The 13,375-nt window shown below is 66.4% G+C and carries 13 protein-coding genes; 9 read left to right on the plus strand and 4 right to left on the minus strand.

Annotated features, from left to right (window positions below; genetic code table 11):
* The first annotated feature begins 46 nt into the window (after nt 1-46).
* The 4 genes from AQZ49_RS13250 (at nt 47) to AQZ49_RS13265 (ending at nt 5,053) form a co-directional block, all read left to right on the plus strand.
* Nucleotides 47-1,060 (plus strand): tetratricopeptide repeat protein, encoded by a 1,014-nt coding sequence (locus tag AQZ49_RS13250; RefSeq protein WP_231739223.1) that lies wholly within the window; start codon nt 47-49, stop codon nt 1,058-1,060.
* Entirely contained in the window at nt 1,057-1,992 is a 936-nt protein-coding gene (tilS, locus tag AQZ49_RS13255; RefSeq protein WP_231739224.1) for a tRNA lysidine(34) synthetase TilS, read from the plus strand. Before AQZ49_RS13250 ends, tilS begins: the two co-directional genes overlap by 4 nt.
* Nucleotides 1,993-2,114: 122 nt before the next feature.
* Nucleotides 2,115-4,067, plus strand: coding sequence for an ATP-dependent zinc metalloprotease FtsH (gene ftsH, locus AQZ49_RS13260; protein WP_067616398.1), 1,953 nt, complete (start codon nt 2,115-2,117; stop codon nt 4,065-4,067).
* Between the two features lie 5 nt (nt 4,068-4,072).
* Nucleotides 4,073-5,053 (plus strand): quinone oxidoreductase family protein, encoded by a 981-nt coding sequence (locus AQZ49_RS13265; RefSeq protein WP_067616399.1) that lies wholly within the window; start codon nt 4,073-4,075, stop codon nt 5,051-5,053.
* 228 nt (nt 5,054-5,281) lie between these two features.
* Here the strand turns inward: AQZ49_RS13265 and AQZ49_RS13270 are convergent, their stop codons facing one another.
* Nucleotides 5,282-6,313 carry a DUF3667 domain-containing protein gene (locus tag AQZ49_RS13270; RefSeq protein WP_067616401.1) on the minus strand — a complete coding sequence of 344 codons (1,032 nt, stop codon included), beginning with the start codon at nt 6,311-6,313 and terminating at the stop codon, nt 5,282-5,284.
* 129 nt (nt 6,314-6,442) lie between these two features.
* Between AQZ49_RS13270 and AQZ49_RS13275 the strand changes: the two genes are divergently transcribed.
* Genes AQZ49_RS13275 through AQZ49_RS13290 form a run of 4 tightly spaced genes read left to right on the plus strand, consistent with a single transcriptional unit; the run spans nt 6,443 to nt 9,867 of the window.
* A complete protein-coding gene (locus tag AQZ49_RS13275; protein ID WP_082701783.1) occupies nt 6,443-8,005 on the plus strand; it encodes a M23 family metallopeptidase in 1,563 nt (520 codons plus the stop codon).
* A gap of 47 nt (nt 8,006-8,052) precedes the next feature.
* The gene (gene hemB, locus AQZ49_RS13280; RefSeq protein WP_067616405.1) at nt 8,053-9,045 is read left to right on the plus strand and encodes a porphobilinogen synthase; all 993 of its coding nucleotides are present in this window, start codon (nt 8,053-8,055) and stop codon (nt 9,043-9,045) included.
* Complete coding sequence (locus AQZ49_RS13285; RefSeq protein ID WP_067616664.1) at nt 9,045-9,605, plus strand: gamma carbonic anhydrase family protein; 561 nt, start codon at nt 9,045-9,047, stop codon at nt 9,603-9,605. Before hemB ends, AQZ49_RS13285 begins: the two co-directional genes overlap by 1 nt.
* Nucleotides 9,586-9,867: a DUF167 domain-containing protein gene (locus AQZ49_RS13290; protein WP_067616407.1), complete on the plus strand. Its 282-nt coding sequence runs from the start codon at nt 9,586-9,588 to the stop codon at nt 9,865-9,867. The genes AQZ49_RS13285 and AQZ49_RS13290 overlap by 20 nt, the downstream gene beginning before the upstream one ends.
* Here the strand turns inward: AQZ49_RS13290 and AQZ49_RS13295 are convergent.
* Nucleotides 9,851-10,294 (minus strand): globin domain-containing protein, encoded by a 444-nt coding sequence (locus tag AQZ49_RS13295; protein ID WP_067616409.1) that lies wholly within the window; start codon nt 10,292-10,294, stop codon nt 9,851-9,853. The two genes, AQZ49_RS13290 and AQZ49_RS13295, sit on opposite strands and share 17 nt — an antisense overlap.
* A gap of 33 nt (nt 10,295-10,327) precedes the next feature.
* The gene (locus AQZ49_RS13300) at nt 10,328-11,929 is read right to left on the minus strand and encodes a cisplatin damage response ATP-dependent DNA ligase (RefSeq protein WP_067616412.1); all 1,602 of its coding nucleotides are present in this window, start codon (nt 11,927-11,929) and stop codon (nt 10,328-10,330) included.
* A 104-nt stretch (nt 11,930-12,033) separates the two neighbouring features.
* Here AQZ49_RS13300 and AQZ49_RS13305 point away from each other — a divergent pair, with 104 nt between their 5' ends.
* The gene (locus AQZ49_RS13305; protein WP_067616414.1) at nt 12,034-12,354 is read left to right on the plus strand and encodes a hypothetical protein; all 321 of its coding nucleotides are present in this window, start codon (nt 12,034-12,036) and stop codon (nt 12,352-12,354) included.
* Between the two features lies 1 nt (nt 12,355).
* Here AQZ49_RS13305 and AQZ49_RS13310 read toward each other — a convergent pair whose 3' ends face one another.
* Nucleotides 12,356-13,375 carry a ligase-associated DNA damage response exonuclease gene (locus AQZ49_RS13310; protein WP_067616416.1) on the minus strand — a complete coding sequence of 340 codons (1,020 nt, stop codon included), beginning with the start codon at nt 13,373-13,375 and terminating at the stop codon, nt 12,356-12,358.

A 13,375-nucleotide genomic window follows, 5' to 3' on the forward strand; every position in this document is an offset into this window, starting at 1 on the left:
GGTGCAGGGCGGCACGCTTCAGTTTCTTGATCCTGCGGGAGTACCCATGACCAGCACCCTGCCGATGCGCGCCCTGACCGTTCGCGGTGGCGCGCGCCTGCTTGCCCGATGTCTGTCGCCCGTGCTGATTGCGGCCATCGCGGTGCCCGCTGTGGCACCGGCAGTGGCCCACGCCGACAGCCCCGCGCCCGAAACCACCGAGGCGCGCCTGCGCCGGATCGAAGGCGAATTGCGCGCCCTGCAGCGCAAGGTGTTCCCCGATGGCGCAGGCAGGACGTTTGCCCCGCAGATCACCACGGGCGATGATGCGGCGCCGCCCCCCCCGCCTGCCAGCAACGGCCCCGCGCTGGGCGATCTGCTGGCGCGGATGGATGCGGTCGAATCGCAATTGAAGGCGCTGACCGCAACCAGCGAAGACAACCAGAACCGTCTGAGCCAGCTCGACAGCCGGGTCGGTGCGATCGAAACCGCACAGGCCGCCGCTGCGGCGGCTGCGGCCCCTCCGCCTGCGCCCGTGCCCGCCCCCGATACCACCCTGCCCCCGCCGCCGGTCAAACCGGCCAAAGGCCAGGGCAAGGCGCCCGCCAGATTGCCCGATGCCACTCCGTCGGCACCCGAAGCGGCCGATCACGCCGCCGCCGTCGCGGCGATCCAGCGGCCATCGAGCGACGACAAGGGCGAAGATGCCTATACCTATGGCTATCGCCTGTGGGAGGCCAAGTTCCTGCCCGAAGCCGAAGCGGTGCTGCTCGATTTCGTCCAGCAATATCCAAAGCACAAACGGATCAGTTTTGCCCGCAACCTGCTCGGGCGCGCCTATCTCGACGACAACAAGCCGGGCGCGGCGGCGCAATGGTTCCAGCAGAACTATCTGGCCGACAAGGCGGGCGATCGTGCCGCCGACAGCCTGCTGTTTCTGGGCGTGGCGATGACCCGGCTCAAGGAACCCAAGCGCGCCTGTGTGGTGATCGACGAATTCCGGCAGACGTATCCGACCGAACTCGATGGCCGGTTGAAGGGCCAGTTCGACGCGCTGAGCAAGATGGTGACCTGCCATTGACCGCACGCGCCGCGTTTGCGGACGCATGGGAACGGCTGTGTCCGGGCCCCGACCGGGTCGGACTGGCGGTATCGGGCGGGCCCGACAGTCTGGCGCTGCTGCTGCTGGCGCATGACACGCTGGGCCCCGATCGCCTGGCAGTGGCCACTGTCGATCACGGATTGCGTGCACAAAGCGCGGACGAGGCGGCCCATGTGGCGCGCCTGTGCGCGGCACGCGGCCTTGCCCATGCCACTTTGACGCTGGCCATGGCGCCGGGCACGGCCGTGCAGGAACGCGCCCGTGCGGAACGCTATCGCGCGCTGGCGGCATGGTGCCGGGCGCATGATCTGGCCGCGCTGGTTACCGCACACCATGCCGACGATCAGGCGGAAACCGTGGTGATGCGGCTGAACCGGGGTGCGGGGCTGCGCGGATTGGCCGGGATGCGCCCGCGCGCGGTGGTGCCGGGCGATACACTGCCGCTGTTGCGCCCGCTGCTCGGCCTGCGCCGCGCTGCGTTGCTGGCGGTGGTGGCCGAGGCGCGGATCGCAGCGGTCGATGATCTGTCGAACCGCGATCCGCGCCACGAACGCGTGCGGGTACGCCAGGGACTGGCCACTGCGCCTTGGCTCGACCCTGCCGGATTTGCCGCCAGCGCCGGGCATCTTGCGCAGGCGGATGCGGCGCTCGACTGGGCGGCGGACCGCGTCTGCGCGGATATGGTGGGGCCGGTCATCGATTTCGCGCCCGATCTGCCGCGCGCGCTGGCGCTGCGGGTGCTCGAACGGGTGATCGCGCGGCTGGGCGGGACGGTCCCGCGCGGACGCGATCTGGCGCGCTGGCACGACCGACTCGCCGCCGGCGAGATCGCGACTCTGGCCGGTGTGCGGGGCGATGGACGGGGCGCGACTTGGCAATTTGCGGCTGCACCGGCACACAAGACACGGTAATCGAGCAATTCGACCACAGTGGCGGATAATTTCGCACGTATGGTTATATTGCCATTCACTTGCGCCGACCTACATTGGCACACTGGAAACGGGCGAATCCGCCCGACGGAAAGCGACACGCGATGAACGACGATCAGCCGCAGGGAAATCCCTGGATCAAGAACCTGATGGTGTACGGCGGGATTTTCCTGGTGCTGCTGTTGGTGGTGTCGATGTTCAGCGCGCGCACCGACTCGACCGGCACGATGATCCGCTATTCGGATTTCCGCGCCGATGTCGCGGCGGGTACCGTGCGCGAGGTGCAGATTGGCGCCGATCGCATCACCGGCACGCTGAAAAACGACCAGCAATTCCAGACCGTGCCGATCCCCGGCGACACCGAATTGCCCAAGCTGCTGCAGGACAAGAATGTGCAGTATGCCGGCAAGGCGACCGAAGAGCCCAACATGCTGCTCTACATCCTCGCCAATTCGCTGCCGTTCCTGCTGATCCTGGGCATGGTGTTCTTTGCGCTGCGCCAGATGCAGAAGGGCGGCGGTTCGGGCGCAATGGGTTTTGGCAAGTCGAAGGCCAAGCTTCTGACCGAACGGTCAGGCCGGGTGACGTTTGATGATGTTGCCGGGATCGATGAAGCGCGCGAGGAACTGCAGGAAATCGTCGAATTCCTGCGCGATCCCAGCCGCTTTTCAAAACTGGGCGGACAGATTCCCAAGGGCGCGCTGCTGGTCGGCAGCCCCGGCACCGGCAAGACGCTGCTGGCGCGCGCGATCGCGGGCGAAGCAGGCGTGCCGTTCTTCACCATTTCGGGTTCGGACTTTGTCGAAATGTTCGTCGGCGTCGGCGCCAGCCGCGTGCGCGACATGTTCGAACAGGCCAAGAAGAATGCCCCGTGCATCGTGTTCATCGATGAAATCGACGCGGTCGGCCGTCATCGCGGCCATGGCCTGGGCAATTCGAACGACGAACGCGAACAGACGCTCAACCAGTTGCTGGTCGAAATGGACGGGTTTGAAGCCAACGAAGGCATCATCATCATCGCCGCGACCAACCGCCCCGACGTGCTCGATCCGGCGCTGCTGCGTCCGGGCCGGTTCGACCGGCAGGTGGTCGTGCCGATCCCCGATATCGAAGGCCGCGAAAAGATCCTGGGCGTGCACATGAAGAAAGTGCCGCTGGCACCCGACGTCAACCCGCGCGTGATTGCGCGCGGCACGCCCGGTTTTTCGGGTGCCGATCTGGCCAACCTGGTCAACGAGGCGGCACTGCTGGCCGCGCGACGCAACAAGCGTCTGGTCGCGATGCAGGAATTTGAGGACGCCAAGGACAAAGTGATGATGGGCGCGGAACGGCGCTCGATGGTCATGACCGATGACGAAAAGAAGATGACCGCCTATCACGAGGCGGGCCATGCGATCGTTTCGGTCAACGAACCGGCCAGCGACCCGATCCACAAGGCCACGATCATCCCGCGCGGTCGCGCGCTCGGCATGGTCATGCGCTTGCCCGAACGCGACAGCTATTCGTATCATCGCGACAAGATGCTGGCCAACCTGTCGGTCAGCATGGGCGGCCGCGTTGCCGAAGAACTGATCTTTGGCCACGACAAAGTGTCGTCGGGTGCCTCGTCGGATATCCAGTACGCCACCAGCCTGGCGCGCAACATGGTCATGCGCTGGGGCATGTCGGAAAAGCTGGGGCCGTTGCTCTATGAAGAAAGCCAGGACGGCTATCTGGGCATGGGCACGTCGCAGCGCACGATGATGTCGGACGAAACCGCCAAGGTGATCGACAGCGAAATCCGCAAACTGGTCGATGATGCCCATGCCCGTGCGCAGACCATCCTGAAGGAACAGCAGGACAAGCTGCACCTGCTGGCCGAAGCGATGCTCGAGTACGAAACGCTGACCGGCGAGGAAATCCGCAAGCTGATCGACGAGGGCAAGCTTGACCGGCCCGATGCGCCGACCAGCGATGGCCGTCCGCCGATGCCGCAGACCGTTTCGGTGCCCCGCGCGGGCCGCCGGTTTGTCGGGATCGACGTCAACGCAGGCGCCCCGCGTCCGCTCGGAGCGTAAACGCGATGAGCTTTGCCAGCGAAGCGATCGTCCTGCGCGTGCCGGGCGGGCCCGAAGCGCTCGTGCTCGAACCGATCGCGGTCGAACCACCGGGGCCGGGGCAACTGCTGATCCGGCAGAGCGCGGCCTCGGTCAATTTTCACGATGTCTATGTCCGCTCGGGCGCCTATCAGACGCTGCCGCTGCCGGGAATTCCGGGGCTGGAAGCGGTTGGCCGGATCGAGGCGCTGGGTGAAGGCGTCACCGGGTTCGCGGTGGGCGACCGGGTGGCCTATATTGCGCGCAACTATGGCGGCTATGCCCGGTTGCGCGTGCTCGACGCGGTGCTGGCGGTGCCGGTGCCCGACGGGATCGACGATGGCGTTGCCACGGCATGGTTCCTGAAAGGCCTGACCGCGCAGGCGCTGGTCGATGATGTCGAGCCGGTCCACGCCGGCAGCGTGGTGCTGGCCCAGGCCGCCGGTGGCGGTGTGGGGCAACTGGTTGCGCGCATGGCAAAGTTGCGCGGCGCAACCGTGATCGGCACCGCCGGTTCGCCCGAAAAGGCCGCCATTGCCCGTGCCGCCGGGTGCGATCATGTGATCGCCTATCGCGATACCGATGTGGCCGCCGCCGTGCTGGAACTGACCGATGGGCGCGGCGTCGATGTGGCGTTTGACGCGGTTGGCAAGGACACCTTCGAAGGCTCGCTCGCCGCGCTCGCGGTCAAGGGCCATCTGGTGCATTATGGCCAGGCCTCGGGCCCGATCCCGCCGTTCGACCTGTCGCGGCTGGGGGCGAAATCGGCCAAAGTCTCGCGCCCGTTCCTGTGGCCCTATATCCAGCCGCGCGAAAAGCTGTTGTCCGCCTCGGCCAGCCTGTTTGCCGCGCTGGCTGCCGGGCAATTGCCGGTGACGCTGGGCGGGCGCTTTCCCCTGGCGCACGCCGCCGCCGCACACGAAGCCCTGGAATCGCGTGCCGCCGGACCGTTCGTGCTCGATTGCTGAGAACCCTCCGATCAAGAAAATCCTCCCCGGCACGGGGAGGGGGACCGCCCGAAGGGTGGTGGAGGGGCCCCACCGGATTGCGCCGCGTAGCGAAGACGCACCAGGCCACCGGGCATGATTCCGCGTGTTCTCAAGGTGTTACCCAGCCGTGAGACCCCTCCACCAGCTTCGCTGGTCCCCCTCCCCATCCTGGGGAGGATCGAAGACGGTCAGGTCTGGCGGATTCGATTAATCAGTGCTTTGCGCTACAATGACCGAGGCAAAGATCGCCAGCGCGATCCCGGCAAACATCAGCAACCCGATCGTGCGCACGATGGCGCCGCCGCGTGTACAGCCATAGGTACCGCGCAACTGGCGGTACATGTGCCATGGCGGCACCAGCGCCAGCAATCCTTCGCCCCAGCCGATCGTTTCAGCGATGACCGCGACCACGCTCAACAGGGTCATGAAACTTAGCGAATACGTCACGAACACGGTGTGGTCGTACATCGGGAAACGGCGGTCGAACGGGAACAGCAGCCACACGAACGGCACCGAGATCGGGATCAGCAGCCAACTGTATTTGTAGGCGTGCATTTGCACTTTGTAGATGACCAGCTCGGGGTTGTCCCGCACCTTGTCGATCATCGCGTCGAGGAATGACAACCCCGTGGTGGTCTGCGGCAGGCCCGTGTCGTGCCCGCCATTGCCTTTCATCAGCGCTTCGGTCTTGCGCAGAGCGGCGATTTCGGTGTCGGTATCATCGGTATCGTCGTGCCGCGCGACTTCGGCGCGGCGCTCGGCGTCGAGCTGGTTCAGCCGGGCCGTCACCGCGGGCAGGCCGTGCAAGGTGTGGCCGTCGGGCGTATCGACGCTGACGGCGTTGCGGCTGTCGGTCTGCTGGATCACTGCAAACATCACGAACACGCAAAACAGGAACAGCGCCAGCGGCGACACAAACCGCGCGCGCTGCCCGTCGATATAGCGCCGGGTCAACTGGCCCGGACGCAACACCAGCATAGGCAGCGTGTGCCAGACGCGCCCTTCGAAATGGAACACGCCGTGCAGCAGGTCGTGAAAGAATGCGCCGAGCGTACGATGAACATGCGCAGCCTGCCCGCATTGGCTGCAGAACGGCCCGGTCAGCGCGGTTCCACAATTAAGGCAGGCGGTTTCGTGGCTATGGCCATCGTCGGCTGGTGCTGCTCCGCGATGCGGCTCGACCGCATGCGCGACAAGCGCCGCATCGACCAGATCGCCCGCCATTTCCGATCCACTCATCGCACACCCCCCGATCAAGGCGACACGCCTATCATGGCTGTGGCGCATCCGGCCACCCCTTTACCGGGCGTTAACCCTGCTCGTGCAGGGATCGCGATGCATGTGCCGCAGGATGGAAAGACACCACGCATGGCCTTTGTCGGCCCGGATTCGCTGGCTGTAGAAGGGCGCAGCTTTGGCCGCGCCCGCCCCGGTCAACCGGGCTTGCGACGCATGGCGCTGCCACGTGCGGAACCCGAACCGGTGGTGCCGACCAAGGGCCTGCGCGATGGCCACCATCCGCTGGCGAAACGCTGGGACGGCTGGTGCCGCCGGGTCGAGGCGCGGCTGGCCGGGCGCACGCCGACGATCGATCTGCGGCAGGATTTTGCGTCGCGGCGCTGGTTTGCCGGGCTCGCCTTGCTGGGCGCCTATATCGCGCCCGCGCTGCTGTGCTGGCCGACGCTGGCGCCGTTCGAGGCGGCTTCGCTGCCGGGCGATGGCGAGATTGCCGAATTGCGTGCTCAGGCGATTCGTCCCCTGGCGGCGGGCGGCGCCACCGGTCGGCATTTCGCCGCCTCGGATCTGGTTGCCCGGATCGATTCGGTGCCCGAACGCGCGACGATCGCGCTGACGGCGGTGTTGGGCGAAAACGACGATCTGGGGCATATGTTGCAACGCCTCGGGCTGGCCGCGCGCGACGCCGACGCGGTAAAGGCGATCGCCGCCCCGCTGGGCGCGCCGGCTGCGGGCACACGCTTTGCCGTGACGCTGGGGCCACGCGCCGCGGTTGGCGAACCACGCCCGCTGGCCGCGTTGTCCTATCGTCCGGCCTATGACCTGAATGTCACGATCACGCGCAGCGGCAGCGGCCTGACGCTGACCAGGCAGCCAATTCCGGTCGATGCGACCCCGTTGCATCTAGTCGGCGCGGTTGGCAGCAGTCTCTATCGCGCGGCGCGCGGCGCGGGGGCAGAGCCGGACACCGTGCAGGCCTATCTCCAGGCAATTGATCAATATCTGCCCTTTGAAGAGATTGCACCGACCGACCGGTTCGAACTGGTGGTGGCACACAAGCAGGCGCTCGACGGTTCGGCCGGCAATGTCGGACAGGATGGCGAACTGCTCTATGCCGGGATCGTGCGCGACGGAAAGCCGCTGCTGCAAGTCATGCGCTGGGGCAATGACGGCAATTTCTACACGCCGGAGGCGCTGGCGGGGCAGGCTGACCAGGGCAACAGCCTGCTTGCCGCGCCGGTGGCGGGCAATATCACCTCATACTTCGGGATGCGCCGCCATCCGATCCTGGGCTATGTCCGGCTGCACGCGGGGATCGACATTGCCGCCGCCTGGGGTTCGCCGATCTATGCGGTTACCGACGGGGTGGTGTCCTATGCCGGATGGCACGGCGGGCATGGCAACTATGTGCGGCTGGTGCATGGCGGCGGGATCGAGACGGGCTATGGCCATATGAGCCGGTTCGCGGTCGGCGTGGGCACGCATGTCGCGCGCGGGCAAGTGATCGGCTATGTCGGCGCCACCGGACTGGCGACCGGGCCGCACCTTCATTACGAGCTGTTCCGTGGCGGTCAGCCAGTCGATCCGCTGTCGATCCGCTTTGTCCCGCACCATGTGCAGGTCGATCCGCACGAAGTGGCCGCATTCCGCGCGCGCATGACGCAGTTGCTGGCGCTGCCCCGGCGTGGAGGCTAGAGAAAAACCCGTTTCCCTTGGCCGGGTTGACCGATAAGACTTCGGCCATGACCAGCTATCCCCACGTGCGCCTGCGCCGTACCCGCACTTCGGCCTGGAGCCGCGCGCTCCACCGCGAAGTCGAAGTGACCCCGGCCGATCTGATCTGGCCGCTGTTCGTGACCGAGGGCCACGATCTGGAGGTGCCGGTGGCATCGCTGCCCGGCGTATCGCGCTGGTCGGTCGATCGCATTGTCGATCAGGCCAGGCTGGCGGTGGCGGCGGGCATTCCCGCGCTGGCGCTGTTTCCCAACACCCAGCCCGAACGGCGCAGCCCCGACGGGGGCGAGGCGCTCAATCCCGACAATCTGATGTGCCGGGCGATTCGCGCGATCAAGGACGCCTGTGGCGATGCGATCGGCGTGCTGACCGATGTCGCGCTCGATCCTTATACCAGCCACGGACAGGACGGCCTGATCGATGGCGAAGGCTATGTCGTCAATGACGAAACCGTCGAAGTGCTGGTCGGGCAGAGCCTGAACCAGGCCGCCGCCGGGGCCGACATCATCGCCCCGTCCGACATGATGGACGGGCGCGTCGCCGCGATCCGCGCGGCGCTGGAAGACGCGGGCCATATCAATGTGCAGATCATGGCCTATGCCGCCAAATATGCCTCTGCCTTCTATGGCCCGTTCCGCGACGCAGTGGGCAGCAACGGGCTGCTCAAGGGCGACAAGAAAACCTATCAGATGGACCCGGCCAATGCCGAAGAGGCGCTGCGCGAGGTTGAACTCGATCTGGCCGAAGGCGCCGACAGCGTGATGGTCAAGCCTGGGCTGCCCTATCTGGATATCGCCTATCGGGTAAAGGCGGCGTTCGGCGTGCCGGTGTTCGCCTATCAGGTCAGCGGCGAATACGCGATGATCGAGGCGGCGGTGGCGGCGGGTGCGGCCGATCGCGACAAGATGGTGCTCGAAACGCTGGTCGCGTTTAAGCGCGCGGGCTGTTCGGGCGTGCTGACATACCATGCGCTCCACGCCGCGCGGGTGATGGGCGCGTGATCCGGCCCGACGTCACCGTCGTGCCATTTGGCGGCAAGGCACCGCGCATTCATCCCAGCGCGTTCATCGCGCCGGGATGCCGCATCATCGGCGATGTCGAAATCGGTGCCGAGGCCTCGGTATGGTACAATTGCGTGATCCGGGCCGACGTCAACCGCGTGGTGATCGGCGCGCGCAGCAATATCCAGGACGGCACGGTGATCCATTGCGACAGCCCCGATCCGCGCCACCCCGACGGGTTTCCCACGCTGATCGGCGATGACGTGCTGGTGGGGCACATGGTCATGTTGCACGGGTGCACGATCCACGATCGCGGCTTTGTCGGGCTGTCGGCCACGGTGATGAATGGCTGCGTGATCGAAAGCGACGGCATGCTGGCCGCAGGCGCGCTGTTGACGCCGGGCAAGCGGATCGGCGCGCGGCAATTGTGGAGCGGTCGCCCGGCGACGTTCATGCGCGATCTGACCGAGGCCGCGCTGGCCGATATGCAATTGGGCGTGGCGCATTACGTGGCCAATGCGCGCGCGCATGCGCAGGCCAATGGCGCGACCGCAGATTGATCTGCCCACGGCGGCGGCGATCCGTGCGCTGGCCGATGGCGAGGGTCGCCTGGCCGTGCGGGTAACCCCCGGCGCGCGCGAAGAGGCGGTGTCGATCAGCGATGGCCGCGTGCTCGTCAAAGTGCGCGCCAAACCCGAGGACGGCAAGGCGACCACGGCGGTGCTGGCACTGCTGGCCCAGGCGCTGGGTGTGGCGGTCAGCCGCGTCGAGATGTTGCGTGGCGCAACTTCGCGCGAAAAGCTGATCAGGATTCCGATTTAGCCATTCCCAGTGCCATGCGTTGCAGCACGTCGGACATTGCCGTGGCAATCTCGGCATCGGCGGGCGCGGCATCGGCGATCGCGCGGCGCATCGCATCGGCCCATTGCCGTGCGGTTTGCCCGGTGATCGCAAACGGGGCGTGCATCGACATCATGCATTTGCCGGGGTTGGCATCCCACCAGTCGCGCGGGCCCCCCGACCAACCCGCCAGAAACAGCGGCAACGACTCGCGCATCGGCGCCAGATCGGGCGCATGCATCGCGCGCAACGCCGCATAGGCAGGGTCTTGCTCCATCAGGTCGTAAAACCGGTCGGTGATCCGGCGCAGTGCGGTCAACCCGCCGATGCGGTCAAAGGGCGAAAGGCCGGGTTCGGCGGTGGTCAAGGCGGATGGTCCTGAATCGGGCGGGGGTCGGGCCCGAACCATAGAGCGCCAGCGCCGCGCGCCATTTGATCGGGATCAATCCGCAATCATCGCCATCAGCGTTTCCAGGCGGTCGGCTTCGTGTGCGGGCTTGTCGGTGCGGATGCGCGCGATACGGGGAAAGCGCATGGCAACCCCTGATTTGTGCCGTTTGCTGGCATGGACCGAATCGAACGCGATTTCGCACACCAGCGACTTGTCGGTTTCGCGCACCGGGCCGAAGCGTGCCACCGTGTGCTGGCGCACATGGCGGTCGAGCCATTTCAGTTCGGCATCGGTGAACCCGAAATAGGCTTTGCCCACCGGCACCAGTTCGCCGCCCGCCTCGGGATCGCCGTGCCAGCACCCGAAGGTGAAATCGGAATAGAAGCTCGACCGCTTGCCCGATCCGCGCTGCGCATAGATCAGCACGCAATCGATGCGCAGCGCATCGCGTTTCCATTTGTACCACAGCCCTGCGCGCCGCCCCGCCAGATAGGCCGACTGGCGATGTTTGAGCATGATCCCCTCGATCGCGGCATCGCGCGCACCCGCACGCAAATCCACCAGCGCATCCCAACTGTCGGCCGCGATCAGCGGCGACAGATCGAACCGTGCGGGATCGAGCGTGGGGATCAGCGTCTCCAGCCGCGCGCGCCGCTGGTGCCAGGGCAGCGGGCGCAAATCCTCGCCATCGGCAAACAACAGGTCATAGGCGCGCACGAAGGCGGGCGCTTGCGCCAGCATTTTGGCGCTGACCGTCTTGCGCCCCAGCCTTTGTTGCAAGGCGTTGAAACTGGCCGCGCCGCCGCCCGCAATGCCGATCCCGGTGGACTCGCCGCGCACCAGCAATTCGCCATCGATCACCGCCGCGCGGTCGAGCGCGCCGACCAGTTCGGGAAAGGCGGCAGAAATATCCTCGCCCCCGCGCGAATAGAGCCGGGTCTGGCCCGCGACATGCACCAGTTGCACGCGGATGCCGTCCCATTTCCATTCGGCGGCATAATCGGCGAGGTCGAGGCTGTCGGCTTCCAGCGGATGCGCCAGCATGAACGGGCGGAACAGCGGAACCCGGTCCGAGGCCGGGGCCGGAGCGCCTTCGGCGGCCCAGGCAAACAGCGCGGCATAAGGCGGCGTCTGGCCGTGCCAGTATTCCTCGACCAGATCGACCGAAACCGCGAACGCGTCGGCAAAGGCCAGCTTGGCCAGCCGTGCCGAAACCCCGATACGCAAGGCGCCGGTGGCAAACTTGATCAGCGCAAACCGGCCATCGGCATCGAGCCGGTCAAGCAGTTCCGCCAGCACGGTCGCCGCGCTGGCCCGCGTGGCCGATGCCAGCGCGGTTACCACTTCGGGCAAGGCGGGCGGGGGGCCGGGACGCTGCGCCGGTTCGGGCCACAGCAGGCTGGCGGTTTCCGCCGTGTCGCCGACAAAATCGCGCGACAGGCTCCACAGCACCGGATCGACCCGCTGCGCCATCAGCGTGCGCACCACACCCGCCTTGATCGCCGGGAAATCGATGCCCCCGGTCAGCGCGGCCAGCGTCCAGCCGCGATCGGGGTCGGGGCTTTCGCGCAAGTGGCGCACGATCGCCGCCAGCTTGGCGTTGCGTGAAGGGGTGAGCAACAGCGTGTCGAGCAAGGCGGCAAAGTGCTGCATGTCATCGGGTCGCGATGCAGGGTTCGTCGATTTGCGCTCTACCGACGCGCACCACCATGCTAGCTTTATCGCGCACATCGTCCACCGACAGGAATTCACCGCCCATGAAATCGATCTCCGCGCTGGTTGCTGCTGTTTCGCTTATGCTGATCGGTGTTCAGCCGGTCCTGGCCGATCCGCCAATGCCACCGGCAGCGCCTGTGGCGCCTGCGGCCAAATTCACGCTCGACACCCCGATCGAGACGCTGGTGGCCGATCCGCGCGCCAAGACCGTGCTCGACACCAATCTGCCGGGCCTGACCACGCATCCGCAGTTCGACCAGTTCAAGTCGATGAGCCTGACCGCGCTGTCGGGTTTCGCGCCCGACAAGCTGACCCCGGACAAGCTCGACAAAGTCAAGACCGAACTGGCCAGCCTGAACTGATCTACGCACGCTCGTCCTCGTCGCTGCCCTCTTCATAGCCGACGAGCGACAGCGCCCGTGCGCTGCGCTGATGCAATTCGCACCAGCGCAGCAGCGCCTCTTCGCGCCCATGCGTGATCCATGTTTCACGTGGAGCAATTTCTGTGATCGTCGCGGTCAATTCGTCCCAATCGGCATGGTCCGAGATGATCAGCGGCAATTCGACCCCGCGCTGACGCGCCCGTTGCCGCACCCGCATCCACCCGCTGGCCATCGCGGTCAGCGGATCGGGCAGGCGTCGCGACCAGCGATCCGCCAGCGCAGAGGGCGGGCAGAGCACGATTGCCCCTTCCAGCACGGCCTTTGGCACCCCGGCCATGCTGCGCAGATCGCCCAGCGCGACCCCGTGAGCCTCGTATAGCCGGCACATGCGCTCCATTGCGCCGTGCAGCCAGATCGGATCGTGATAGCCGGCCACGCGCAATTCGGCGATCACCCGCTGCGCCTTGCCCAGCGCATAGGCCCCCACCAGGATGGCGCGGCCCGCCGCCGCCTCGCGCGCGGCAAGCAACCGCGCGATTTGCGCGCCAATCGGCGGATGGCGAAAAACCGGCAGACCGAACGTCGCCTCGGTGATCAGGACATCGCACGCCGCGATTTCGAACGGCGCGCACGTTGGATCGGGCTGCCGCTTGAAATCGCCGGTCACGATCACGCGTTCGCCGCAGCATTCGAACAGGATCTGCGCCGAGCCCAGCACATGCCCGGCGGGCAGACATGTGGCATGGACCCCGCCGCCGATCGCGACTCGTTCGCCATAGGCCATTGTTTCGGCCAAACCGATATTGCCATAGCGTTCGCGCATGATCGCCAGTGTGGCCGCCGTGGCCATGGTCACCCCATGCCCGCTGCGCGCATGATCGGCATGACCGTGGGTGATCAGCGCCCGGGGCACCGCGCGCGTCGGATCGACCCACACATCGGCGGGGCGGATATAGAGCCCGCCCGGTTCGGGGCGAATCCAGGCAAATTCGGCGATCAT

Source organism: Novosphingobium sp. FSW06-99, assembly GCF_001519065.1.
In the GTDB taxonomy this organism is placed as follows: domain Bacteria; phylum Pseudomonadota; class Alphaproteobacteria; order Sphingomonadales; family Sphingomonadaceae; genus Novosphingobium.

Bases quoted from the DNA above. Each gene is read 5' to 3' on its own strand.
- AQZ49_RS13300 (WP_067616412.1), bottom strand. From the start codon at position 11,929: ATGCAGCACTTTGCCGCCTTGCTCGACACGCTGTTGCTCACCCCTTCA.
- AQZ49_RS13305 (WP_067616414.1), top strand. From the start codon at position 12,034: ATGAAATCGATCTCCGCGCTGGTTGCTGCTGTTTCGCTTATGCTGATC.
- AQZ49_RS13250 (WP_231739223.1), top strand. From the start codon at position 47: ATGACCAGCACCCTGCCGATGCGCGCCCTGACCGTTCGCGGTGGCGCG.
- AQZ49_RS13275 (WP_082701783.1), top strand. From the start codon at position 6,443: ATGGCCTTTGTCGGCCCGGATTCGCTGGCTGTAGAAGGGCGCAGCTTT.
- AQZ49_RS13270 (WP_067616401.1), bottom strand. From the start codon at position 6,313: ATGAGTGGATCGGAAATGGCGGGCGATCTGGTCGATGCGGCGCTTGTC.
- AQZ49_RS13310 (WP_067616416.1), bottom strand. From the start codon at position 13,375: ATGATCGCCGAATTTGCCTGGATTCGCCCCGAACCGGGCGGGCTCTAT.
- AQZ49_RS13265 (WP_067616399.1), top strand. From the start codon at position 4,073: ATGAGCTTTGCCAGCGAAGCGATCGTCCTGCGCGTGCCGGGCGGGCCC.
- AQZ49_RS13290 (WP_067616407.1), top strand. From the start codon at position 9,586: ATGGCGCGACCGCAGATTGATCTGCCCACGGCGGCGGCGATCCGTGCG.
- ftsH (WP_067616398.1), top strand. From the start codon at position 2,115: ATGAACGACGATCAGCCGCAGGGAAATCCCTGGATCAAGAACCTGATG.
- AQZ49_RS13295 (WP_067616409.1), bottom strand. From the start codon at position 10,294: ATGGTTCGGGCCCGACCCCCGCCCGATTCAGGACCATCCGCCTTGACC.
- hemB (WP_067616405.1), top strand. From the start codon at position 8,053: ATGACCAGCTATCCCCACGTGCGCCTGCGCCGTACCCGCACTTCGGCC.